This window comes from Trichococcus sp. K1Tr (assembly GCF_028309625.1).
GTDB lineage: Bacteria > Bacillota > Bacilli > Lactobacillales > Aerococcaceae > Trichococcus.
Window position 1 is genome coordinate 132,568 of record NZ_JAQMHR010000006.1, and the last position, 26,255, is coordinate 158,822.

The following is a 26,255-nucleotide window of genomic DNA, read 5'->3' on the forward strand; positions in this document are numbered from 1 at the left end:
GTCTTTATACGATTGTGGTTTCTGTGAATTTAAAATATAATCTCAATGTGGTATTATATGAATATTCAAGCAGAGGCTTCATCGTAATCTCATGGTTATTCAGAAGGAATGCTGATTAAAAGGAGGAAAAAATATGTTAAGCAAGAAACTGCGACTAAAGTTGCCGATGCTCTTCATGGCTTTGGGCTTTTTTATTTTTGGGTCAGCCCAGCACGAAGTAGTTGAGGCAACAGAAACACAAAAGTTTGTCATCGCGACAGACACCACTTTTGCACCATTTGAATTCCAAGATGTCAACGGCGAATTTGTCGGCATCGATATGGACCTTATTCGAGCGATTGCGGAGGATCAAGGATTTGAAGTGGAGATTCGTCCTTTAGGATTCAACGCTGCGCTCCAAGCCTTGGAAGCAAAACAAGTTGACGGCGTCATCGCCGGCATGAGCATCACGGATGAACGGAAACAAACCTTTGACTTTTCGGAACCGTATTTTGAAAGTGGCGTAGTCATGGCAGTTGCCGGTGACAGCGACATCTCAAGCTACGAAGATTTGGAAGGCGAGAATGTAGCCGTCAAAACCGGGACGGAAGGTGCAACTTTTGCCGAATCGATCAAGGATGAATATGGCTTCACTACCACTGTTTTTGAAGATTCCGCCAATATGTATCAGGACGTCCTAGCCGGCAATTCCGTAGCGGCATTCGAAGACTATCCTGTTATGGCCTACGCCATCGAGGACCAAGGTCTGGCACTGAAACTGGCTACCGACAAAGAAGCAGGCGGTTCATACGGTTTTGCAGTAGCTAAAGATACAAATCCTGAATTGCTGGCAATGTTCAATGCAGGTTTGGCTAATCTGAAAGAGGATGGCACTTACCAAGCCATCCAAGAGAAATACCTCGGTGCTTCCGCGGATACAAGCCTGGATGTCCCGGCACAGAACGGAAAAACGTTTATCATCGCAACCGATACAACTTTCGCCCCATTCGAATTCCAGGACGCTAACGGCAACTATGTGGGTATCGACATGGATCTGATCCGCGAAATCGCTAAAGACCAAGGTTTCGGAATCGAAATCCGTCCTCTGGGTTTCAACGCCGCCCTTCAAGCGTTGGAAGCTAAGCAAGTGGATGCCGTCATCGCCGGCATGAGCATCACCGACGAACGCAAACAGACATTTGATTTTTCTGAACCGTATTTCGAAAGCGGTGTGGTTATGGCTGTTGCTGCCGATAGCGATATCGACAGCTATGAAGACTTGGAAGGCATGACCGTGGCCGTCAAGACCGGAACAGAAGGCGCAACATTTGCCGAATCGATCAAGGATGAATTTGGTTTCACTTTATCGACTTTCGATGATTCAGCCAATATGTATCAAGATGTCATCGCCGGCAATTCCGTTGCGGCATTTGAAGATTACCCGGTTATGGCCTATGCCATCGAAGGTCAAGGCATCGCCTTGAAACTGGCTACCGAAAAAGAAGCCGGTGGTTCTTACGGAATCGCAGTTGCGAAAGACACGAACCCCGAACTGTTGAACATGATCAACACAGGATTGGCGAATTTGCAGTCCAATGGTACCTATGAACAAATCGTCAACAAATATCTCGGATCCGAAATCGAAGCAAGCAACACTTCTTTCTTCGGACTGATCCAAGAAAACTGGAAAACATTATTGCAAGGTTTGGGAAGAACGATCCTGATCACTTTTGCATCCATCGTGATTGCTTTGGCGCTGGGTATCGTAATCGGCTTGTTCAGCGTTTCCCCTAACAAGGCATTGAACTGGATCGCAACCATCTACGTTGACATCATGCGTGGTGTGCCATTGATCGTCTTGGCATTCTTCGTATACTTCTCGATTCCGCAATTGATGGGTCTCCGGATGAGTTCGACGGTTGCAGGGATTATCACACTGAGTTTGAATGCGGCAGCTTATCTGGCTGAAATCTTCCGCGGCGGTATCAAAGCGGTTGACGTCGGACAGATGGAAGCAGGACGCAGCTTAGGGTTGACTTATCAAACAACTATGAACAAAATCATTTTGCCGCAAGCAATCCGCATCATGATTCCTTCATTCATCAACCAATTCGTCATTACTTTGAAGGACACATCCATTTTATCCATCATCGGACTTGTCGAGTTGACACAGACCGGTAAAATCATCATCGCAAGAACCTATGCTTCCGGTAATATGTGGTTGATCATCGGATTGATGTACATCATCGTCATCACGATCCTTACGAAGATTTCCAAAAAACTTGAAGGGAGATTAAAGAATGGCTAACGCAAAAATAAATGTCACGAATCTGAAGAAAAGCTTCGGAAGCAACGAGGTTTTGAAAGGGATCGACCTCGAAGTAGCTGAAGGCGAAGTGGTCTGCATCATCGGCCCATCCGGTTCAGGAAAAAGTACGCTTCTGCGCTGTCTGAACAAACTGGAAGAAGTCACTGACGGCCACGTGCTGATCGACGGAAAAGACATCACCGAAAAAACCACGGACATCAATGAAGTACGTGAAGAAATCGGTATGGTTTTCCAACATTTCAATCTTTTCCCGCACCTTTCGGTAATGGACAATATCACATTGGCTCCGGTTGAACTGAAACGGCAAAATAAAGAAGCCGCAAGAGTTAAAGCAGTGGAATTGTTGGAAACAGTCGGCCTGTCCGAAAAAGCTGACGCTTTTCCAAGCTCGCTATCCGGTGGTCAAAAACAACGTGTCGCTATCGCGCGTGCGTTGGCAATGAATCCGGAAATCATGCTTTTCGATGAACCGACATCCGCACTTGATCCTGAAATGGTCGGCGACGTTCTTGAAGTCATGAAGAAACTGGCAAAACAAGGGATGACCATGGTTGTGGTTACGCATGAAATGGGCTTCGCAAGAGAAGTCGGACATCGCGTCATTTTCATGGATGGCGGATACATCGTCGAAGAAGGCACGCCTGATGAAGTATTCGGTAGCCCGCAACACCCACGTACGCAAGATTTCCTGAACAAAGTATTGTAATAGCACAGAAAGCAAAGGTTGCCCAAAAAAGGGCAACCTTTGCTTTTTTTATGGAATATGGAGAGCGAGAATTACTTGACCGGAGGGGCGTGCGTGAAACTCGTGAACGGACCACCGCAGCTCCGGGGAGCCTTGGCTTCGCCGGAGCTGAAACTGCGACCGTGATGCGACCTCCGACGAAGGGAGGCTCGCCGGAGGAGCAATTGATTCCATCCCCTCAACTCAGGCCAATCTTCGCTTCATCGGAGTTGGAGAGTTTGGAGAGTTTGGAGACTCGCTAACAAACCCATCAAAAAGAATCGGGCTATCTCAATTTTTTTTGAGATAGCCCGATTCTTTATTTTTATTGTAGTATCGTGATCGTCAAAGTCTGTCTGCCGAAAGCAAGCGCGGCGTTCAGGTCTTCCATATGCAAGTCAATTTTGTTTCCTATGATCGCTCCACCGGTATCCCCGGCAATCGCGATGCCGTAGCCCGGTACGCTGACTAAGCTTCCCAGTGGAATCACGGAAGGATCGACCGCAATGACCGTCGGATTGATCGACAAGTCGATGCCCGTAGCGGTAAAATTGGATAGGCCCGCTTCGTGGCGCGAATAGGCTGTTGCCGATACGACCAATGTTTTCCCCTGCGCAGCAGGTGTTTCCGTCACAGTCGGAGTAGTAACAGTCACGATTGGCGCGGCCTCAACTGCAGCAACGGAACTGTCTGTGATTTGGCTAACCGGTGCTTGCACGGATGATGCAGATTGCGCAACCGCAGCAACCGCAGCAACCGCAGCAGCGCTACTCGCCTCTGCAATTTGCTGCTCTTCCGCCGCTTTGGCTGCAACTGCATCAGCTTTTGCTTGGGCCTCTTCGGCAGCCAAACGGGCAGCTTCATCCGCATACTCCGTTTTCACTTGGGACAACACAGTTTGGTTTTCGGATAGGATGCCTTTCAAAGAAGTCAATTCTTCAGCCAACGCAGTGGATTCGGAATTCAGGCGGCTTTCTGCAGCTTTGACTGTCTCAATTTCAAGAGCCAACTGTTCTTCCAATGCCGCCAGTTTCTCTTCTTCGGAAATGGCAGCTTCGAGCTGCTCATTATCGGCAGCCTGCAATTGACCCACTATATATACCCTATTGACGAAATCAGCAAAATTTTCGGAATCCAGCAACATCAATACTTGGTTCTTCGTTGCATCAGATGTCTGCAAGGCAACGAGCCGTGTTTTCAGTTGTTCCTTCCGCGAAGCGATCACTTCTTTTTGCGCTTCGATAGCTGCTTTTGTTTCGATTTGGCTTTCTTCAGTCGCAACAATCTGTGCTTTCAGGTCATCGATCCCCATTTGCTTCAGGTTGATCGACGCTAGTGTTTCGCCGATTGTCACTTCCACAGAAGCGATTTGGGCTTCCGTCTGTTTTTCTTCTTGGGTTAAGGTATCTAAGGTGGAACCTTGAACTTGTGTAATGGAAAGGGTCAGACTTGCTGCCAAGCCGGCCAACATCAGTTTCCCTATACGCTTTCTATGATTCAAAATCTCACGCCTCTCTTTTCTCGTTGGAAAATGCTCCTTTATTATATCGAATTTCCCTTGACGAAGGGTTGCATTCCTTTTACTGTTTCGTATCAAATGATTCATCCGATATTTATTTTGCCTTATAACGGGTAGTTTTGTAACCTATCTGTAACATAAGATTCCCGACCGTAACAAAAATCCATGTTTTCTTGCCAAAATCGGCAACATCAAAAGATAATTTTATGACAAACTTACCGAATTCCAGTAAAATGGAAAGTGAGGAATCTTGGAAGATCCGGGATTCAGAAGGAGACGCTCATGTTATTAGAGAGAATAGGCTTAATCGATATCGGATCCAACACCATCCGTTTGGTCATCTTTGAAATCGATGAACATTTTACGATGTTCCAAGTCCAGAATATCAAGACCCCCGCAAGACTGTTTCAGTATTTGGACAAAAAGAAAAAGATGTCCCAAGCAGGGATCGATGTCCTCATCAAAGTCCTGAAAAGTTTCAAATCGGTAGCTGACCAGTACCAAGTCAGCACGCTGATGCCGGTAGCGACAGCGGCTATCCGCCAGTCCACCAACCGCGACGATATCATGGCGCAAGTGCGCAAGAAGACAGGCATCGAAATGCTGTTGTTGCCGGAAGAAAAAGAAGCCTTTTATGGGAATTATGCCGTTCTGCATACAACCCAATCCCCCAGCGGCATCACGATCGACATCGGTGGCGGCAGCACCGAAGTCACTTACTATGAGAATAAAGAACTCCTGCAATACCACAGCTTCCCGTTTGGGGTCGTGACATTGAAGCAGATATTCTTCGACGGCAAGGAACACAATGACCCGAAAGCGATAAAGAAGATGCAGGAATTTGTGAAGGAACAGTTCAAATCGATCAAATGGCTCAGCAAGAAACAAGTGCCGATCGTAGCTATGGGCGGTTCTGCCCGCAGCATCGCAAATGTCCACCAACGCCAAGTCAATTATCGGTTAGCGGGCGTGCACGGTTACCGCATGTACCGAAATGATCTCCAACGGACAGTGGATTTGTTCCAGTCATTGAGCATCCCGCAACTGCAGAATCTGGATGGTCTGAGCCGGGATCGTACCGATCTGATCATACCGGCGAACGTGGTATTCAATACCCTCTTCGATGAAGTGAAGGCCCCAGTATTCCTGTTCAGCAATAAAGGCTTGCGCGAAGGCATCGTGATGGAATTCCTCAACAACAAATACGAAAATAAAGCCTTCAGCGCTTTCAACATAGCGGCTCAAACGGTCAGCAGATTGGCCGCCAGCTACCACACCTTAGCGCACGTCGCGCAACAAAGAGTGAAATTGGTCGATATGCTGTATGAGGAATTGTGCCGACTGGGTATTTTTGACAAGAATCCGGATTTGGAAAAACTGTTGCATTTCGGAAGCTATCTTTATTATCTGGGTCAATTCGTCGAGACCGGCGCCAGTTCGCAGCATACTTTCTACATCATTTCCAACAGCGACTTGGATGGCATCAGCCACAAGGAACGGGTAAGCATCGCTTTATTGGCCAGCTTCAAAAACCGGTCGCTCGTCAACCAATATCTGGTGGGCTATACGGAGTGGTACACCGTGACCCAGATTGATCAGCTGCAATCACTGGGCGGCATCATCAAGTTCGCCGATGCCATCAACGACTCCCATATGGAAGTCATCCGGGATATCAAAATCAATAAGACAAAAAACGGGCACGACCTGGTGCTCTATTACAAAGGTGACATCCTTGCCGAAGAGTATCGTGCCGAGCGCCAACGCAAACATATCGAGCGTCTGCTGAGCGGCAAACTTAACATTATATTTACAGAAATTTAACAAATATATGCTATAAATAAAGCTTATAAATCGAATGAACGGATGTGCAATATGATGGAATCAGATAGTAAACCCAATCTTGCTCATGCAGATTATTATTTCAATCGAGAGTTGAGTTGGCTGGACTTCAACAAACGTGTCATAGAGGAAGCGAAAGATCCTCAAAACCCTTTGCTTGAACAGCTGAACTTTTTATCCATAGCAAGTTCCAATCTTGATGAATTCTACATGGTTCGGGTTGCTGGATTACAGGATCAGTTCAAACTTGGCTATCATTTGACCGACACCAAAACCGATATGAGACCTATTGAACAGTTGTCTGCCATTTCCGATAAAAATAACGATAACATCGCCTTACAATACGAGTACTATTTTGAACTTTTGAATAAATTGGCTGAAAAAAATGTCCGCATCAAAAAAATCAGCGATCTTTCCAAAAGTGAATTCGCGGTCATAGAAGAAACTTTCCACGAGCAAATTTTTCCCGCTTTGACGCCGCTAGGGATCGATGCCTACCGCCCCTTCCCTAACTTGAACAACAAACTGATCCATATTTTCATCAACTTGGAGAAGGAGGACACGACCCGGGTTGCAATCGTGCCTGTTCCCGCCCCGCTGCAACGGTTCATCTTGTTGGATGAGGACAAAAACGACATCGGCATCGTCCTGTTGGAAGACGTTGTGCGCCATTTCATCCACACCTTATTCAAAGGCTTCACCGTCACGAACAGCTTCAGCTGCCGGATCACCCGCAATGCGGATTTGGAATTGCATGAGGATGGCGCGGATGATCTGCTTGTGGTCATCCAGGATTACCTGAAGAAGCGCAAAAACGGAATGGCTGTCCGCCTTGAAGTCGATACACGCGATACAATCGATTCACTACAGGGAGATGTGCGCTTTCTGCAGACAGAACTGGATCTTAACGACCGCGATGTCTACCTGATCGATGGCCCGTTGGATCTTACTTTCCTCAGCAAATTGACCCGTCATCTGGCGATTGCTTCGCCGGATGACGTATACCCTAGCTTCTCACCGGTCACACCGAGTGATCTTTCAGGAAAAGACATCTTTGATGTGGTCGAAAAGCAGGACGTCTTCTTGCACCATCCTTATGATTCATTTGATCCGGTCGTTGATTTCATCAAGAGCGCCGCTGAAGATGAGGATACGATCGCCATCAAGCAGACCCTTTACCGCGTCAGCAAAGATTCGCCGATCATCGAAGGGTTGAAGACGGCAGCCGAATCCGGCAAACAGGTCACCGTGCTTGTCGAACTGAAAGCCCGTTTCGACGAAGAGAACAATGTGCAATGGGCCAAGGAATTGGAAGAAGCCGGAGCGCATGTCCTTTACGGGATGACCCACTTGAAGACCCACAGCAAGATCACGATGGTCGTAAAGAAACATCATGACCGGATCGTCCGCTATGTCCATCTGGCTACCGGCAATTATAACGACAAGACAGCCAGACTTTATACCGATATGGCCATCTTCACCGCCAACAAGGAAATCGGCGAGGATGCCACAAACTTCTTCAACTACTTGAGCGGCTATTCCGATCAACCGGAATACAATCACCTGCACGTGTCCCCATTCGAAATCCGTGATTCCTTCATTGAATACATCGACGACGAAATCGCCTCGCATGAACAATTCGGGAATGGGCATATCATCGCGAAAATGAACTCCTTGACCGACAAACGCGTCATCATGAAACTGTACGAAGCCAGCCAAGCCGGCGTCCGGGTTGATCTGATCATCCGCGGCATCTGCTGCCTGAAGCCCCAAGTGCCGGGTGTCAGCGAGAACATCCATGTCCGCAGCATTGTCGGCCGCTTCCTGGAACATAGCCGGATCTACTATTTCCATCACAACGGCGATGAGAATCTTTTCCTGTCTTCGGCTGACATGATGACCCGCAACATGATCAAGCGCGTCGAAATAGAGTTTCCGATCCTGGACAAAGCCATCAAGAAGGAAATCCTTTCATTGATGGATGTCTACCTTGCCGACAACACGAAAGCGCGCGAACTGCACCCTGACGGGGCATATCGCCACGTCCGTAACGATAAGCCAGCTGTGGATGCACAAAAGTATTTCATGGAACTAGCTAATAAGGAAAAAGAAATCCCAATACTTTCTGAAAAAGATTCCTGGTTAAAAAAAATCCAACGAAGATTCAAGAAATAAAAGCAGAAAAAAAGAAGGTCAAGAGCTGCGCTCCTGACCTTCTTTTTTTGCCATTATTAGGCTAATTTATTATTTTTCGAAATTGCCAAGCCGATCGCAAAACCGATCACGGATGGGATCAGCCACCCCATTCCGATATCTGATAAAGGAATAGCTGAATCGGTCCAGGCGATGACACCGTCCATGCCGACAGCGTCCTTGATTCCTTGCGGCAAAGCCTTCAGGAAATCAATGGTTGCGAAAGGCAAGGTGAACAGGGTCGTCATCTGGTAGACAATCGTCCGGTCATTGAACAGGCTGCTCATGATCGAAAGCAAAATCAAAGTGATCGCGAGTGGATAAAGGAACATCAACACCGGAATCGAAAACGCGATGATCTGACTCAAGCCCAGATTCGCCAACCCGAAGGAAATGGCTGTAAAAAGATAGACGTATTTTTTGTAGTCCAATGAGTCAGGAAACATAAGCACAAATGTTTCACTGATCGCCGTGATCAACCCGATTGCCGTTTTCAGACAGGCAACGGTGATGATGACCGCAAACAGAACAGCACCGAAGATGCCGAAGTACTCGTTTGAGATTTGCGCCAAAGCGATACCGCCATTGTCGCTTATTTCAAAAACACCACGGCTCGTTGCGCCCAAGTAAACCAGCGAACCGTAAATGACAGCCATCAACAACATGCTGATCGTTCCGGCTTTTATCGTGTCCCTCGCAATCGTTGCTGGCTTTGTGACGCCCAGGCCTTGGATCGTCGTTACGACGATGATGCCGAAAGCCAAGGAAGCCAGAGCATCCATCGTGTTGTACCCTTCCAAAAAGCCTTTGAAGAATGCGCCTGTCTGATAGCTCGCATCCACTGGCATTTCACCCGCTGTACCCATCGGCGCGAAAAAGCCGAAGAGGATCAGAATCGAAAGAAAAACCAGGAAAATCGGGTTCAGAACCTTGCCTACCCATTTCAAAATTTCCGATGGCTTCAGTGAGAACCACAGCACAGCCGCGAAGAAAAGCAACGAGAACAGGAACAACGCCATTTTCGTCATTGAAGGATCCAGATATGGCGCAAAGGCTGCCTCGAACGAGACGGTCGCGGTACGCGGTGTCGCAAAGAAAGGCCCGATCGTCAGATAGAGTGCCGCTGTGAAGAACACGCCGTATTTCGGATGGATTTTGCTCGCCATTTCCAGCAGGCTTTCTTTACCTGACAGACCCATCGCCACGATACCCAGAAACGGCAGGCCCACAGCCGTCACGATAAACCCGATTATCGCCGGAATCAAGTTTTGGCCAGCCAATTGCCCCATATGGACCGGGAAAATCAGGTTGCCGGCACCGAAAAATAAGCCGAAGAGCATGGAGCCTATGTATATGTATTCTTTATTCGATAATTTCTTATCCATTAAGTCTCAGCCAACTTTCTGTTTCAATTTTTTTCATTCTATCACGGCATTTCCCCCGTTACTAGAATTGGCAGCGCTAACCAAAGAAAACTTACCAATTTCTCATTTTCGCATCCGTCCTCCAAGCATTGGTTGTCATCCGCAAAACAACGGCAATATTACAACAAGCCAGCACAAACGATTGCCACAAAAGAAATAATCTTACTCGATTTTTGTAAACAGTATGTAAAATCCTTTTATTTTTTCAGGAATATGCTAGAATTAATTGACTATAAACAAGAATTGAGGAATGTAAAAAAATGATTACCGTATCAAATGTCAGCCTACAATTTTCCGATCGCAAGCTGTTTGACAATGTCAATCTAAAGTTCACCCCTGGTAACTGCTATGGCGTCATCGGTGCTAACGGAGCTGGAAAATCTACTTTTTTGAAGATTTTATCAGGCGTCATCCAGCCCACCACCGGAGATATCATTATGGATCCAAATGAACGTTTAGCTGTACTGAACCAAAACCACTATGGTTTCGAAGACCATCAAGTGCTGGACACTGTCATCATGGGTCACAAACGTCTTTATGCCATCATGGATGAAAAAAATGCCATCTATGCAAAAACCGATTTCACTGAGGAAGACGGCATCAGAGCCGGCGAACTTGAAGGCGAATTTGCCGAATTGGATGGATGGGAAGCCGAATCCGATGCTGCAAGCCTCTTGCAAGGTTTGGGAATCGGTGAAGACTTGCACTTCAAGCAAATGAGCGACCTATTGGAGCCGCAAAAAGTAAAAGTTTTGCTGGCGCAAGCATTATTCGGCAAACCAGACGTATTGCTGTTGGACGAGCCGACAAACGGTTTGGACAAAGAATCAATCGAATGGTTATCCGAGTTCCTGATCAATTTCCCTAACACCGTCATCGTTGTTTCCCATGACCGTCACTTCCTGAATACGGTTTGTACGCACATGTGTGACGTTGACTTCGGAAAGATCAAACTTTATGTCGGTAACTATGACTTCTGGATGCAATCCAGTCAATTGGCTTCTAAACTGGCAGCCGATTCCAATTCGAAAAAAGAAGAGCAGATCAAGGAATTGCAGGACTTCATTGCGCGATTCAGTGCAAATGCATCGAAATCCAAACAAGCGACTTCACGTAAAAAGACCTTGGATAAAATCACATTGGATGATATTCAACCATCATCCCGTAAATATCCTTTCGTCGGCTTCACCCCGGAACGCGAAATCGGTAATGACTTGCTGATCGTTTCGAACCTTTCCAAGACAATCGATGGCGTCAAAATTTTGGACAAAATCAGCTTTGCTTTGAACAAAAACGATAAAGTCGCTTTCACAAGCCGCAAAGATATCGCTACTACCACCCTCTTCAAAATTTTGATGGGTGAAATGGAAGCTGACGGCGGTACTTTCAAATGGGGCGTCACAACATCACAAAGCTACTTGCCGAAGGACCACACGAACGAATTCCCGGTTGCTGACATCACTATTTTGGAATGGTTGCGCCAATTCGCAGGCAAAGAAGAGGACGACAATACTTTCTTGCGCAGCTTCTTGGGCCGCATGCTGTTCTCAGGTGAAGACGTCATGAAGAAAGTTTCTGTCCTGTCCGGGGGAGAAAAAGTACGTATCATCCTATCGAAAATGATGCTTACCAAAGCAAATGTCTTGGTATTGGATGATCCGACGAACCACTTGGATCTTGAATCCATCACTGCCTTGAATGACGGCATGATCGCCTTCAAAGGCGCGTTGTTGTTCACTTCACACGATTACGAGTTCATCAACACTACGGCGAACCGCATCATCGAAGTGACTCCAAACGGCGTCGTGGACAGAATGGAAACAACTTACGAAGACTTCTTGGCAGATAAAGACGTTCAAGCAAGAATCAACGCACTTTATAAAGAACAAGCATAAAACCAGTACCAAAAAAAGAGGAACAAACCGAGCGTTCGGGTTGTTCCTCTTTTTGTTTAATAGAATATTTCAATTCCAAAAGTGCCTCACCTCTGGTGTTTTACAGGGGTGCAAAATATTCCACGCATCCCAGAACGTTGGCTAGCTTCACGGGTAAGCCCTTCGGAAATTAGATAAATCGTGCCTATTGCGCTCTACGATGCTCAGTCGGCACGATTTCCTAAATTTCTTTCAGGGCTGAACGAACCCGTTCCGCTTTTCTAAATTTTTTTCCAAATCATATGGGCTTCGCAGGCCAAGTCTTCGCCGTTCATGATGCGGTGCGCGGTGATGATTTCGCCGTTCTCCGCATCTTTCGTCGACATGACGCTGATGATGCTGTTGCCGTATTCGACCTCTTTTTCGTACTTGATCGTAACGGCAGCCATCTGGTGATCCATGATGAATTTCGGATCGATTGTGTTGATGATCCAATCGAAATATTTCGCGTTGTTGACATGGCGATTGTAGTCGATATCCAGGTATCTGACGCGGAAATCCTGTTCCTTGCGGTTTTCCGGCTCCAGTTGGATCGGCTTCTGCATGCGCACCATCGTCCGGATTTCATCGGCTTGATAGACGGTCAGCAAGTTTTTTTGGATCTGGACCATTTTGCGGGTCTCGATATCCATCATGACGAAGTTCGTCATCACTTCCACACACAGTCGTTCGCTTTCATCATAAGCCCGGAAGCGGCGATAGGTGAAGTAACGATTGTAGCTCATCGCTTCCGTTTCCAGGATGATTTCTTCACCTCGGTGCGGCATGCGTTCGATCTGCATGTCGTACTGAACGATTATCCAACTGAGTCCTCTTTCGGACATCTGATCATTCGTGTTACCGAGTGAATCGCTTTGTTGGCCCGACAAGTCCATCATCAGGTTGACGAGCGATGGCAAAGTGATTTCACCGGTGATGTCACATTCATAGCCTTTGACGCGATGGGTGCTGCGATAGATTAATCCGCTCAACGTTTTCCCTCCAAAATCAATTTTATAATAGAAAGGATACCATACTTTTCAGAACGGACCAACCAAAAAACTGAGAAGCGTCAGACGCGCAGTTGCTGTCTGTCATTGTAGAATTCACGGTATGCCAGGAAAGAGGCGATGTAGGAGGAGATGCTTGTCGCCGCAACCAGCATGAAAGTCACCATGATCTGATACATGATGGCCGTCATCGGTACCGTACCGGCAAACATCAGACCCGACATCATGCCCGGCAAGGAGACGATGCCCACCGTTTTGGCGGAATCCAAGGATGGCTGCATGCCTGATTTGATTGTTTCCCTCAAGATGGTGCGCGACGCTTGATTCGGAGTCGCTCCGAGGGACAGTTTTTCCAGAATCTGCTGGCGCTGATCGCGGAACAAGGAATTCAGGTTGCGGTAACACAAGCCGATGGTCGTCATCGCATTCCCGGCTATCATTCCGGTGATTGGAACGATCTGTGAAGGGATAAATTTGACGGACCCCGACAGGACAAGCACAGATAATGTCAAGATTGCTGAAGCAGAGATCGCGATCAATGAAATCTTCAAGGAATTAGGGATACTGCTGCTGCGTTTGTGGGCATTCCATGACGCATTGAAGACGATGACCGCAACCATCGCCAAGGTGACGATTGTATTGTTCACATTGAACAGATACGTCAAAACGTACCCTACCGCAATCAGCTGTACAACGGCTCTGGCGATGCTGTACAAAATGTCTTTGGCCGTGCCTAATTTTTCTTTGTAAGAGATGTAAACTCCTACCATTACCAATGAAAAGCTCAACATGAGCGTGATTGGACTGACTTGTAAATCCATCTTAGTTACCCTCCCCTTTTACGATTTTCCCAGCAACGATATGGATGTTCTTATCCGCCAAGCTGGATTCTTCCTCGTTATGGCTGACCATGATGATCGTCATCTCGGCATGCTCACGCATTTCCTGAAGCCATTTCCAGATGATTTGGCGATTCGCTTCATCCAAGGCGCTCGTCACTTCATCGAGCAAGAGGATTTTTGGTTGAAACAGGACGTTGCGGATTAAAGCGACACGCTGTTTTTCCCCGCCTGACAAGGTATTGATTTCTTTATCCAAATATTCCTTCGGCAGCCCGAGCGACTCCAGATATGCGACAGCTTTCTTTTCATCGAATTCTTTTTTGCGGATTTCATATGGGAAAGCCAAATTGTCGCGGACGGTTTTTCCGAACAAAACGGGTGTCTGGAACGTGTAGGAAACCTCCTTGCGGTATTCAGTGGGCTCGTAAGCATCAAGCGATTTGCCTTGGTAGCGTATTTCCCCTTCGGTACGCGAAAGGATTGTCGCGATGATTTTCAGCAATGTACTTTTACCGCTTCCGGATGGGCCGGTTATCGAGAGGAACTCACCCTCCTCCAGCGAATAAGTGATGTCGTCCAGAATGACTTTGCCGTCCGACACAAAACTCAGATGTTCCATTTCCAATAATGCCATTTTTAAATTGCTCCTTTATTATTCAAATTGCAGCCGAAGGCATTGCGAACACCAATAAATCGCTGCACAGGTCGGCTATGCTTCATTTCTATATTCTATCACTGTTTGCTGCATTTTTGTTAATGATAATTATTATAATTTAGTAATAAATATAAAAAGACAATCCCTGAATGGGACTGCCTTTTATCACAAGAATCATTATTCTTTTAATTCAGCATACGAAATCAACTGGATTGCTTCATCTTCCCGAATCCGATCCGCAAAATCGGAATTCATCAAAAATTCCGCCATGTAGGCCCGGTCCTTCTGCAGGCTGCTCACGCGTTCCAGACTTGCGTCGACATAGCCCGGATGGACGATCAATTCAACCGATGTGTCCGCTTTTTCCAGGACGGCCATGATGTCATCCAATTTTTCCATCACGCTCATCCCCAATTCGGCCTGCGGTTTTTCAGCAGCGAAGCCGAGGTCAAATTGGCGATCCGTGTGCAACACCCCATGGCTGCCTTCAAAGTGATCCCGAATCGGCAAATCGTGCTGGATTGCCAACGACAGGATGACTTTGTTGAGCGGCTCCAGCATATGCACATGGTGGTGCGAATCCAAATGCGAAGGTTTGATGCCAGCCTTGCGCACCTTTTCGATCTGCGCATGCCACTCCGCATAGACTTCATCCAAATCCAACGAAGCCGCATGCTGCTGCACGTATTCCCTGGTGTGGAAACGCCCATTGGCACTGATGCTGTCTGCATCAGGCAATAGAGGCTTCCCGAGCGTCAAATTCAGATGGACGCCGATTTCCAAATCCGGATGTTCGGATGCCAATTCCACTGCATGATCAAATGCGGCTCCGTTCGCCAGCAAGGTCGTCGAGGTGGTGATGCCGTATAAAAAACTGTCGATGATGCCGTAGTTCACGCCATTTGTGAGACCAAAATCGTCTGCGTTGATGATTACTTGTCCCATAGTTCATTCTCCTGTCTGTTTCGGATGGCGGTTCGGCTTCAAATCGCTTTGACTGCCCCACCATCCACATATAGTGTGCTGCCGGTGATGTACGTATTCGCATCGGAAAGAAGGAAAACGACGGCTTTCGCGAATTCTTCCGGTGTACCGTAGCGGCCCAAAGGAATGCCTGCGATTGCGTTCTTGTCGACTTCCGCCAATGGCAGCTCTTTCGCCTTTGCATTCGCTTCATTCAGATATTTCAGGCGATCGGTTGCGATTTTCCCTGGCGCAACGACGTTCACGAGGATGTTGTCGGGCGCCAATTCATCGGCAAGCGTCTTGCTCAGGCCGACGATGCCGTTCCGGAACGTATTGGAAAGCACCAGATTCGGCAACGGCGTCTTCACCGAAATCGAAGCGATATTGACGATGCGCCCGCCCTCTTTGCGCAAATCGGGCAATACTGCGCGGATGATCCGGATATAGCTCAACAGGTTCAATTCGAAAGCCTGTTGCCACGCCTCATCGGAAAAGGAATCGAATTTCCCGCTTGGAGGACCGCCTGCATTATTCAACAAAATATCGATTTTCCCGAACACTTCATGCGTTCTTACCACCAGTTTCTGGATATCCTCATTTTTGGTGATGTCGCAAGGGAAATAAGCGACCTTTCCGCCATGCAAGGCTTCCAGTTCTTCTTTCACCTCAGCCAACTTGTCTTCGCTTCTGCTTGTGAGCATGACGTGCGCGCCTTCTTTGACTAGTTCCTTCGCCACCGCTTTGCCCAACCCTTGGCTCGAAGCGATGACCAATGCCACTTTGTTCGTTAACCCCAGATCCATTTCGGCTCCTCCTTCAACTGCTTTGCTATCCTGATCTCATACCCCTACTATAGACCAAAAGCGTCCACATCACTAGCATTTCACTCACTCCACTGCATTTGTCCCTGCTAGCCTCCAGAATAGTCTGTTATAATGGTAGATGAACTTATTTGCCTTACCGATAAGGTATGCCCAACTTATTTATTACAAAATACTAACCGATGGACAGGAGACTTTCCCATGAGAATACTGCATACAGCTGATTGGCATCTCGGCAAAATCGTCAATGATTTTTCCATGCTGGACGATCAGCGCCATTACTTGATGAAGCTGATTGAAACACTCAAAGAAAAAGATATCGATGCGATCATCATGGCCGGAGACCTTTACGACCGCGCTTTGCCCCCGAAAGAAGCGGTGGCGCTGGCCAACCGGACACTGACCCGGATGGTGAAGGAATTGGGCGTGCCTGTGTTTGTCATCGCCGGCAACCACGACAGCAACGAGCGGATCGAATATGCCGCCGATCTGCTGGCCGAAAGTCGCCTTTACATAGAAGGAACCCTGAAGAAGGAGGCCATCCGAAAAGTTGCTTTCGAGGAAACCAATTTCTATCTGCTGCCCTTCGCTGACCATGTCTATGTCCGCGAAACGCTTCAGGACGACACAATCAAAAATATGGAGGATGCCGTTCGTGCGCAATTGGCGACCGTCAAAGCAACGATGAACCCGGATGAAGTGAACATCCTCATCGCACACGGCTATGTGATCCAAGCCGGAAACGACACAAGCGAGCCATCCGATTCCGAACGTCCGCTCAGCATCGGCACATCCGAATATGTGGACGTTTCGCTGTTCGAGGACTTTGATTACGTCGCTCTGGGCCATCTGCACAAAGCCCAGAAAGTCAAAAACGACAAAGTCCGCTACAGCGGCTCGATTCTGAAGTATTCAAAATCGGAAGCCCCGCATCAAAAGCAGACGAGCATCGTAACGATAGAAAAAGGTAAATTGGAGATCGAACCCCTCCGCATCAAGCCACTGCGCGATATGCGCACGATCAGAAGCACGTTTTCCGAGTTGATGAACGGCCAATCCGACGATTACCTGTTTTTTGAACTGGAGGATACGGAATATGTACTGGATGCGATGAATCAATTGCGCCGTCGCTATCCACACGCGATGGGCCTCGAATACGTCAGCCGTAGAGAAACCGAATCGGTGGCCCTACAGCATAACCGCGAGGATCTCCAACAGTTGTCATACCCGGATCTGTTCAAGGATTTTTATGAGCAATACCGCGCCATAGAATTGGATGAATCCGGTCAAAAAATCGTTGCGGATGTCTTTGCCGCTCTGGGAAGGAAAGATTAGATGAGACCCTTGAGATTAGAAGTGAGTGCCTTCGGGCCATACAAAGAAAAAATCGTATTGGACTTCACGCAATTCCAGAACCAGACGCTGTTCCTGGTGAGCGGGCCTACGGGTGCCGGCAAAACCACGATTTTCGATGCCATTGCCTATGCACTTTACGACGTCGCCAGCGGCAGCAGTCGGGAAAAGGACACGTTCAAGTCCCAGTTCGCCACGGAAGAGGCAATCTGCTACGTCGATCTGACGTTCGAATACAACGGGAAGATTTACCGAGTCAGGCGCTCCCCTGCCCAGCTGGGTCCCGGAAAGAGCGGGAAAATCATCAATCTTTTGGCTGATGTGGCCTTCTACCATGACGACACCGTGACGACGAAAGCGCGCGATGCCAATGCGGAGATAGAGCAACTGCTTTCCTTGAACTACGAGCAGTTCAAACAGATCGTCATGCTGCCGCAAGGGGAATTCAAGAAACTGCTGGAATCGAACAGCAATGAAAAAGAGACCATCTTCCGGAACATCTTCGGGACCGAAATTTTGAAAAGCTTCCAGGAGGAGCTGAAGGAAAAAGCCAAATCGCTCCAGAGCCAAGCGACTTCCGCCCAGGATTCGCTGCAGACCGCCTACTCGTTTGCCTCCGGAATCAGCGATGACGCCCTGCAGGAGGTACTCATCTTGCAGGACACCGAGCGCATCCTCGTTCGGATCGCGGAACTGTTGGCGGCCCTCGAAGAAGAACGCAACGCCAAAGAACTGCAGCTCACAGATTTGCGGTCACAAAGCCAATCCGCTTCCGATACCATCAAATTGCTGGAAGATATCGCACAGCTGGAGGCACGGCTCAAAATTCTTGAGGAAGAGGAATCGTCTGTCCTCGGATGGAAACAGCAATTGGAACGCCATGAACAAGCCGTCAAAGCCGAGGAAAAAAGATTGCTGTGCGTTGCAACATCCACAAACAGGGCTGCAAAACAGGATCAAGCCAAACAAAATGACGATCTTTTCGACCAATTGAATCAGGCTTCATGCGACAAAAAACCAGCGTTCGAAGCGGCTGAACTTGCCTTTTCCCTGATTCCAGGCTTGCGTGAGCAGGTCGACGCCGGGAAGGAACAGGAAAAACAGCTTGTCGCATTGGCGAAGAAAGAAAAAGAACTGACGGGTTGCCAGAAAGCGTGCGAAGATGCCACGAAAGAACTGCAGAAACATGCGGAACTCAAGAATGTACAAAAAGGAAAACAGGAGCAGTGCCAGCAGAAGCTTGCGGAAGTGCAACAAGCCCAAAAGGATTTTTCCATCATTCAAGAGCAATTGAACGTGTGCAGAATGAACGTGCAGCAATACGACCAGCTCCACAAAAGGATCGTCCAAACCGAAAAATTGTTGACTGAACAACTTGAAAAAGGCGAGCGATTCCTGATTCTGGAAAAAGCATATATTGCGATCGATAAACAGTTCAAGGATGAAACCCTCCTCTACAACCGCAACATCGCCGGCATCTTAGCCGAGCAGTTGGTGGGCGGAGAGGCTTGCCTTGTCTGCGGTTCAACACACCATCCCGCACCCGCGAAAAAAACGGCGGACACCCTTTCGGATCAGGACCGGGAGTTACTGGAGAAAAAACGGAATCAGGCCTATGCGGAGTACCAACAGGCAACTGCCGAACTTACCGGCATCCGAAAACAGCTGACTGATCTCTTCGATGATTTCGCCGTCCCAGCTGAAACTTTCGAAATCTACAAACAAGAGCAGCAAGAAAAACGCGATACGGAGATCGCGTCGGAAAATGCAATCCTCTTGGAAATGAAAAATATGCAGAAGGTGCTTGATGAAGAAGATGCCCTCGTAAAGGTGCAAAGCGACATCGAAGCGAAGCTGCAGGCGATCGACCAGAACCGTATTGCCCTTCAGCAAACGTTGCTCTTGAACGAAACCCTTTCCCGGGACCTGTTGGCCGATATCGACCAGGAAAAACAAGTTTTGGGCGACAAGGACCTCGCAACCGTGCAAAAAGAAATCCTGCAGCTCAACGAAAAGATTGATACTTGCACAGGCGACTACAACAAACTGAAAAGCGAGCTGACCGAACTCGAGAAACAGCTTGCTGTCTGCCTTGCCAACCGGACTACCTACTCAGCTCAGGTAGAGGAAGCCACAACTGCTTTGTTGGATGCTGAGACGATATACGCAACGGTGCTGGCTACTGCCGGTCTGGAAGAACCTTTCAACCAGCTGATATTGGATAAGTCACTGTTTCTGGACATCCAGAAACGAATCCGCAGTCATGAAGACGACCTGAATGTCACTGCGACCCGTTTGCGCGATCAAAGGAAAGCCGCAGCAGCACTGGATCCAGATCAGACAATCGCTGCCTGTGCCGATCAAAAAGTGCTTCTCGACAATGCCATTCGCGAGTCGGAAGAGCAAAAAGATCAGCTCGCAGGCGACATCCAAATGCTCAGAAAAGCAGCCCAAGAAATCGCTGCAATCTACAAAAAGCAGCAGCAGATCATTGCTGATTACCAGAAATACAGGACCTTGTCGGACATCGCCAACGGTACCAAAGAAACCGACTACATTTCCTTCGAACGCTATGTGCTGGCAATCTACTATGAAGAAATCATCGAAGCCGCCAACCTGCGCTTCCAGCAAATGACGAACAACCGCTATCTGTTGTTGCGCAAGGAAGACAAAGGAAAAGGTGCCGGAGCCAAGGGTCTGGATCTCGATGTATTCGATCATTACACCGGCCAAACCCGCAGCGTCAAAACGTTATCGGGAGGGGAAAGCTTCAAGGCATCCCTTGCGCTCGCCCTTGGACTCAGCGACGTGATGCAGAGCCGCAGCGGGGGCATCCAGATAGATACGCTGTTCATCGATGAAGGCTTCGGTTCTCTGGATCCCGAATCATTGGATTCCGCAATCGAAGCGTTGTTCTCCTTGAACAGCAGCGGACGTCTGGTCGGCATCATCTCACACGTCGAGGAACTAAAGACGCGGATACCAGTCCACATCGAAATCGACCGCACAGCGGAAGGCAGTACCGCAAAAATTATCCTCTAAGAAAAGCGGAACGGGTTCGATCAGCCCTGAAAGAAATTTAGGAAATCTGGCCTCGCAACGTTCCCTACGGTCACCTTATACTGGGAGTCTAAGGGATGAATCCCTAAGACTCCCATGCAAATGAGCATCGAAGAGCGCAATGGGTCAGATTTATCTAATTACCGAGGGGCTAACCCGTGAAGCTAGCAAATGTTTTGGGATGCATGGAATATTTTACCAATTTATAAAACAAATCTGCTGATACACGCTTAGGTTCGAAAATACCTTATACTTTCTCAAAAAAAGGAAAGTCCAGCTACGTTTACGTAACTGGACTTTTTTTGCGTCTCCTGATTCGTTGGTTCAAAAGCGTCTGATCAATTTTTCCTTACAATTAATACATCACACGGCGCATGTTTGATGACATGATTCGTCACCGAACCGACCACCAATTTTGCGATGGTTCCCTTACCGGTCGCACCCATTACAATCAAATCACAATTCCATTCCTCCACAAGCGTCTTCGCGATCATTTCCTTGGCATTTCCTGAGCGCATTTCCTTGTGCACCGCGACCCCGTTTGCCCGCGCGTATCTGTCCAATTCATCGAATAAAGAGTCCTTATCCTTCTGCAGTTGTGCGGCTTCTTCAGCATTATCTTTTTTATCCAGTATCGCAATAAGATAAAGCGCGGCATCGTTCCTTTCAGCGATATGGACCGCTTGTTTGAACGCCTTGATTGAAGCCTCCGATCCGTCCACTGGGATCAATATGTTTTTATACTGAACCATTCAAACTCACTCCTTTGGAATAATCAACCAGAAAACGCTTTCCTTACTCTTATTTTACTATACTTACGGAAGAAACAAAAGATTAGCCGTACTTCGGTTGATAAATTTACAAACCAAAAAGAGCCCGGGTGGCAGGCTCTTTTTGGTTATTTATTACTCCAACAAATATCACCTTGTTGGATAGCTGCATTTCGCTAGACTTGAAAGCTCTTGTCTATTTAAATTTCTCTGCTTTCCAACTTACCGATTTCTTTGACATCCTTACGCAACACTGATTGGGAAAGATTGGGCCGAACTTTGTAGGCGGATTTTGACGACATGACAGCATTCGCCAAACCAGTCTGGATCATTTCCGTAATATCATCAGTCCTCAAGTAGGAATAAACGATGCCGGCACAAAGCGCCTCGTTCGTTCCCCAGATGTAGGTGTCGCTGTCTTTTTCGCTGTTCTTCAGGTCGTAGACGTGCATGCCATATTTTTCGCTGGCATATCCGACGCTCTGACTGTTTCTGGTGATGATGACATGCTGCACCCCTTGGTCCATCCAAAGCTGCAAAGCTTCCCGCAATGAGGCGTCATCCTTGATTTCAATCCCGAAGTGTTTCTCGGTTTCGTCATGCTTCGTGATGAGCAGTTTCAAACCCTTCAGATTTTCCGGGATATTATACAGCTTCAGCAAGGATGCGCTGACTAGGGCGACCGGGATATTGTACTTCGCGCCGATTTCAAGCAAGTGCTCCACGCTTTCTTTCGGGCAATTCGAATCGATGATGATCGTCTTCGCCCGCTTCAATGTTGCCAGATGTTTCAACAACCATTTTGGCTGCATGTATTCATAAATATCCATCTCTGCTAATCCAATAATCATTTTTCCGCTTTCATCGATGACTTCCATAAAAGTGCCTGTCGAAAAGCCAGGGACCATTTCCACTTCGGACGTCTTCATCAATGGGCGCATGGATTCTTCGATCGTATGCCATTCTGCATCGTCGCCGACCAGAGACAGCATCACGACGTCTTCCTGCAGCCTCCCCAAATTCTCAGCGATACTGAGAGCAACCCCGCCGATTGAAGTCTGAGAGGTGACATTGTTCGATTGTCCATGAATCAGACCACCTTCCACAAAATAGCGGCGATCAATGCAGGCAGCACCGATGCATACAATCGGTCGTGTGTCATTGATGACATAGGCTTTACCCAAAAGGTATCCCCGTCTCACTAAGCCGGAAATGATGTTCGCCACTGCGGGACGTGACAGGCCAATCTTTGTAGCTAAATCTTGCTGCGAAATGAAAGGATTTTCCTTTATGTAGCTCAGTATTCTTGATTCTTTGTCATTTAAAGCCATGTTTCAATTCCCCTTACTCTATAAAAACTCGGCAACGCCGACCTAATTCTTTTAGCAACATTGCATGCTCCTAAAGGTATAGTATATAACCAATGAACGCTATTGCCAAACGAACACGGCACATTGTAACCTTTTTTTAATGCCTTTGCATCATTCAGTGTTGTTTTATTACCATTCAAAGCTGTGTTATAATGACAGGAACTATTTTAAGGGAGCTGTTCAAATGATTCATACATTTATTTTTGACGTCGACGGTACGATTGTGGATACCGAAGATTCCATCTTCAGAGGTCTGGATGATGTCCTTCAGGAACACGCCGGCCGACCTGCCACACCAGAAGACATGCGTACGATTTTCGGCATTCCGGGTATGGAAGGCTTGCAATCTTTGGGCTTCACACCCGAACAAGCTGCGAATCTGCATCCGAAGTGGAGTGCGCAGTCGAAAACATATGCGGACAGCGTGAGTATTTTTGCCGGAATGGAAGATACGCTGCGCTATTTAAAGGAAAACAATCATCTGTTGGGCATTGTCACCTCAAAGACAAAAGAGAGCTACGAGCTGAACATCACACCCTACGGTTTGGATGATTATTTTGATGTCATCATCACATCCAGCGATACGGAGGAACACAAACCTTCCGGGCAGCCTTTGACGGAATGCCTGCGCAGATTAGGCGTTGCCGAAAATGAAGCCATCTACATCGGGGATTCCATTTACGACAACCAATGCGCACGCAATGCCGCTGTTGCATTCGGATTGGCAGAATGGGGATCGCATACGGCAGAAGGATTCGATGCCGATCACATCTTCAAGACACCTTCAGATATTTTATCTATTCTTTAGAAAATGTAGGCAACCTGGAAACGGGTTGCTTTTTTTCGTTATAAGAATGGATTTGTGCGGTCCAAAGCTGCCTATCACTGTTCTCACCCTGCGTCCTCAACGCGCTTCAGCCTTGCCAGCAATTCATCTGCCGCTTCTTCATTTTTATTTTTCATGTATAAGGCATGGCTTTCTAGATAGGAATCCCGGGCTCTTTCCAATTCATTCAAGGTGAAATGATAATCACCCAGCCCGCGCATGATGCCGGCCTGACATTCCTCATCTTCGGATTTATCAGCATATTGTTTTGCCTTGTCCAGATTAACTTTGCCCTTCATTGGATTCCGTTGCAGCAAGGATAACACGGCTGCTTCATGATAACTTCGCGCTAACCCGCAATAATCGTCTGGAAAATGTGTCAGCCGGAAAGTGATTTCTTCCTCACACATCAGAGACGCCAAATCATATTCTTCCAAGGAACGGGTATTCACCGCCAAGGCATGCAGATACTCGGCTTCCTTCTCCAGGTCTTTGTTTTTTTTCGCATAAAATAAAAGCTCCTCGAGGCACTCTTTCGCTCCAGCAAAATTTTCCTGCGCAGCGTAACACTTCGCCAGCTTATTTACGACTTTTTGATATTCTTCCGATTTAGGATCATCCAACAAATATAAAGCATCGATGTATTTTTTCTCAGCATGAGCAAAGTCATTCGCCTGCATCGCAATTTCAGCGATTTCGATCAGTTGATGAACTTCTTTATCCATAGTGCATCCCCCTAATATCACAAAGAAACTGTTATCGTTTTCAATCTCATCTTAACATCATTCAGGTCGTTTCACAAAGGATAGCATCAGTAAAAAAGACGCCCTATGCTAGAGCGTCTTCTCGTAAAAATAAAGTTCCTAACCCCACAAAAAATGAACTACGAGAGCTTCTGTAACATCCACATGATTCCCGGAAAAAAAATTACCACCAGAAATTTTATTTGAACAACATAGACAACATATATCAGTAAGTGCCGTTTACTGTAATTCTTTGATCACTCCAACATTTCTGCAGGGATGACGTTCTTCGCGATGGAAAGATAATTATCCGGGGTTATTTCCAAACCTTCATAGCCATTCAACCCGTGCTCTGAAGCCAACCCTTCCGAGTAATCTTCCAATTTATAAATTTTGAAATCACGCCTTGTGTTCTCTACATTTCCCGGGTCCGCCACATAATGCGAAACGGTAGGCTCGAATTGGACATTTTCGACGGTCACTTTATCATCATCGGCCACGATAAAATCAAAAGTCACCATGCCCCCGAGCGTATTGTAATCCGTCAATGAATGCGCGATGAAATTCCCCAGTGAATAGACCACAAGTGTTTGATTTTGATTCGCGCCTGTCAACCACTCGATCGGTTGCAGGATATGCGGATGGGTACCGATGACTACATCGACCTCCAAGTCAGCGAACAATTGTGCATAAGTGCGCTGCATCTCATTGACTTCCTGCGTATTTTCATCACCCCAGTGAGCCGAAACGATGACGACATCACTGACATTTTTGGCATTGGCCACATCCTGACGAATCTGCTCTTCATCAAAATAGGCAACACGATAGGAGGTGTCGGGCTGAATACCGTTCGTCCCGTAAGTATAGGTCAAGAAAGAGAACGTGACGCCTTCCCTTTCGATCGTCCGGATTTCATCACGGTCCGCTTGGCTCTCATAAATGCCTGCGTAGACAACGTTTTCCTGTGCATTCCAGACTGCCAGAGAATTGAGGGCTCCGGGATAATCATAATCCAGTGCATGGTTCGTTGCGCCGTTGACCAAATCAAAGCCTAGATCGTTCATGTCCTGGGCGATTTCGGGCGGTGTATTGAATGCCGGATAGCCGGAATAGGGATAATCATCGCCTGCGCTGATCGTTTCTTGGTTCAGAAAAGCAATGTCGGCTTCTTTAATATCCTCCGCCACGTTCTCGTAGATGAACTTGAAATCATAAGTGCCGTCCGCCAGTTCCGCATCCTGGAAAATGGAATCATGGATCAGGTTGTCCCCGACTCCGATGAAGGAAATCACTTTTTCCTCTTCATTTTCGGAAACTGCATCGTTTTGTTCGGAAGAGGCGTCCCCAGATACAACTTCAGAAACCGTATCCGGTTCATCCGCGCACCCCCATAAACCCAGTACTACCATCGATGTCACTACCATTTTCCTCCTCATGTCATTCCCCTTTCTGGTGGAATTCTACGCAATATTCGACAATTTGATTATACCGGACCTTTTCGCCTTTGTCACTTGAACAAAATCGTTTAGAGCCATGCTGTGTTTTTAATGGCTGTACATATTTTTCTCGCAACTCCGGCGAGGCTTCTTTCACCGGAGCAGATCGGTAATATTTTGTCTCTTCTCCGAGGAGGCTTCTGCCCACAGGAGAAGACCATCAGAATGCGGTCCTCAACTCCGGACAAGCCCCCCCACGCCGGAGAACAGTAAGAAAAGCATCGGGGAAAAACCATCCCGATGCCTTTTTTTGTGTAGTTGTATTATTTTTTTTGATAATCTGACAGTTTGTATTCCACTCCGTGGGTACTTTTATAGTACTCAGGATACATTTCTCCACCGCAATTCTCACAAGTGAAGCGAGGAGCATCCAACAGATCCCCTTCGTCCATCTGATCGAATTCATCCACCACTTCCTTCGGA

At 47.4% G+C, this 26,255-nt stretch carries 19 protein-coding genes; 8 read left to right on the forward strand and 11 right to left on the reverse strand.

Translation table 11 applies throughout. From position 1 onward, the window contains the following. Positions 1–133: 133 nt before the first annotated feature. Positions 134–2,287: an amino acid ABC transporter substrate-binding protein/permease gene (locus PH235_RS10835; RefSeq protein ID WP_272162355.1), complete on the forward strand. Its 2,154-nt coding sequence runs from the start codon at positions 134–136 to the stop codon at positions 2,285–2,287. Continuing rightward, complete coding sequence (locus PH235_RS10840; protein ID WP_272162356.1) at positions 2,280–3,014, forward strand: amino acid ABC transporter ATP-binding protein; 735 nt, start codon at positions 2,280–2,282, stop codon at positions 3,012–3,014. The genes PH235_RS10835 and PH235_RS10840 overlap by 8 nt, the downstream gene beginning before the upstream one ends. A gap of 343 nt (positions 3,015–3,357) precedes the next feature. Here PH235_RS10840 and PH235_RS10845 read toward each other — a convergent pair whose 3' ends face one another. Further along, complete coding sequence (locus PH235_RS10845; RefSeq protein ID WP_272162357.1) at positions 3,358–4,533, reverse strand: 3D domain-containing protein; 1,176 nt, start codon at positions 4,531–4,533, stop codon at positions 3,358–3,360. A gap of 300 nt (positions 4,534–4,833) precedes the next feature. Between PH235_RS10845 and PH235_RS10850 the strand changes: the two genes are divergently transcribed. Together PH235_RS10850 and PH235_RS10855 are read left to right on the forward strand one after the other, a co-directional pair. Then, positions 4,834–6,372, forward strand: a complete 1,539-nt coding sequence (locus PH235_RS10850) for a Ppx/GppA family phosphatase (RefSeq protein WP_272162358.1) — start codon at positions 4,834–4,836, stop codon at positions 6,370–6,372. 51 nt (positions 6,373–6,423) lie between these two features. Next, positions 6,424–8,565, forward strand: a complete 2,142-nt coding sequence (locus tag PH235_RS10855; protein WP_272162359.1) for an RNA degradosome polyphosphate kinase — start codon at positions 6,424–6,426, stop codon at positions 8,563–8,565. 56 nt (positions 8,566–8,621) lie between these two features. Here the strand turns inward: PH235_RS10855 and brnQ are convergent, their stop codons facing one another. Then, entirely contained in the window at positions 8,622–9,968 is a 1,347-nt protein-coding gene (gene brnQ, locus PH235_RS10860; protein ID WP_272162360.1) for a branched-chain amino acid transport system II carrier protein, read from the reverse strand. A 299-nt stretch (positions 9,969–10,267) separates the two neighbouring features. Here brnQ and PH235_RS10865 point away from each other — a divergent pair, with 299 nt between their 5' ends. Continuing rightward, on the forward strand, positions 10,268–11,902 hold the full coding sequence (locus PH235_RS10865; RefSeq protein ID WP_272162361.1) for an ABC-F family ATP-binding cassette domain-containing protein: 1,635 nt from the start codon (positions 10,268–10,270) through the stop codon (positions 11,900–11,902). Positions 11,903–12,162: 260 nt separating this feature from the next. Here PH235_RS10865 and PH235_RS10870 read toward each other — a convergent pair whose 3' ends face one another. From PH235_RS10870 to PH235_RS10890, 5 genes are all read right to left on the reverse strand, one after another. Continuing rightward, a complete protein-coding gene (locus PH235_RS10870; protein WP_272162362.1) occupies positions 12,163–12,912 on the reverse strand; it encodes an acyl-[acyl-carrier-protein] thioesterase in 750 nt (249 codons plus the stop codon). Between the two features lie 80 nt (positions 12,913–12,992). Continuing rightward, positions 12,993–13,751: an ABC transporter permease gene (locus PH235_RS10875; protein ID WP_272162363.1), complete on the reverse strand. Its 759-nt coding sequence runs from the start codon at positions 13,749–13,751 to the stop codon at positions 12,993–12,995. Between the two features lies 1 nt (position 13,752). Next, on the reverse strand, positions 13,753–14,406 hold the full coding sequence (locus PH235_RS10880) for an ABC transporter ATP-binding protein (protein WP_272162364.1): 654 nt from the start codon (positions 14,404–14,406) through the stop codon (positions 13,753–13,755). Between the two features lie 198 nt (positions 14,407–14,604). Beyond that, positions 14,605–15,372, reverse strand: a complete 768-nt coding sequence (locus PH235_RS10885; protein WP_272162365.1) for a carbohydrate deacetylase — start codon at positions 15,370–15,372, stop codon at positions 14,605–14,607. Between the two features lie 38 nt (positions 15,373–15,410). Beyond that, complete coding sequence (locus tag PH235_RS10890; protein ID WP_272162366.1) at positions 15,411–16,196, reverse strand: SDR family oxidoreductase; 786 nt, start codon at positions 16,194–16,196, stop codon at positions 15,411–15,413. Positions 16,197–16,415: 219 nt separating this feature from the next. Here PH235_RS10890 and PH235_RS10895 point away from each other — a divergent pair, with 219 nt between their 5' ends. Both PH235_RS10895 and PH235_RS10900 read left to right on the forward strand, forming a co-directional pair. Continuing rightward, positions 16,416–17,549 carry an exonuclease SbcCD subunit D gene (locus PH235_RS10895; RefSeq protein WP_272162367.1) on the forward strand — a complete coding sequence of 378 codons (1,134 nt, stop codon included), beginning with the start codon at positions 16,416–16,418 and terminating at the stop codon, positions 17,547–17,549. Next, the gene (locus PH235_RS10900) at positions 17,550–20,609 is read left to right on the forward strand and encodes an AAA family ATPase (protein ID WP_272162368.1); all 3,060 of its coding nucleotides are present in this window, start codon (positions 17,550–17,552) and stop codon (positions 20,607–20,609) included. Positions 20,610–20,965: 356 nt separating this feature from the next. On the opposite strand, the gene PH235_RS10905 is transcribed toward PH235_RS10900, so the two are convergent. Together PH235_RS10905 and PH235_RS10910 are read right to left on the reverse strand one after the other, a co-directional pair. Continuing rightward, positions 20,966–21,379: a universal stress protein gene (locus tag PH235_RS10905; RefSeq protein ID WP_272162369.1), complete on the reverse strand. Its 414-nt coding sequence runs from the start codon at positions 21,377–21,379 to the stop codon at positions 20,966–20,968. A gap of 218 nt (positions 21,380–21,597) precedes the next feature. Next, positions 21,598–22,728, reverse strand: a complete 1,131-nt coding sequence (locus PH235_RS10910; protein WP_272162370.1) for a PfkB family carbohydrate kinase — start codon at positions 22,726–22,728, stop codon at positions 21,598–21,600. A gap of 223 nt (positions 22,729–22,951) precedes the next feature. Between PH235_RS10910 and PH235_RS10915 the strand changes: the two genes are divergently transcribed. Continuing rightward, positions 22,952–23,575, forward strand: a complete 624-nt coding sequence (locus PH235_RS10915) for an HAD family hydrolase (protein ID WP_272162371.1) — start codon at positions 22,952–22,954, stop codon at positions 23,573–23,575. Positions 23,576–23,658: 83 nt separating this feature from the next. On the opposite strand, the gene PH235_RS10920 is transcribed toward PH235_RS10915, so the two are convergent. Beyond that, the gene (locus PH235_RS10920; protein ID WP_272162372.1) at positions 23,659–24,318 is read right to left on the reverse strand and encodes a hypothetical protein; all 660 of its coding nucleotides are present in this window, start codon (positions 24,316–24,318) and stop codon (positions 23,659–23,661) included. Positions 24,319–24,593: 275 nt separating this feature from the next. Beyond that, entirely contained in the window at positions 24,594–25,760 is a 1,167-nt protein-coding gene (locus tag PH235_RS10925) for a CapA family protein (RefSeq protein WP_443080875.1), read from the reverse strand. Between the last annotated feature and the right edge of the window lie 495 nt (positions 25,761–26,255).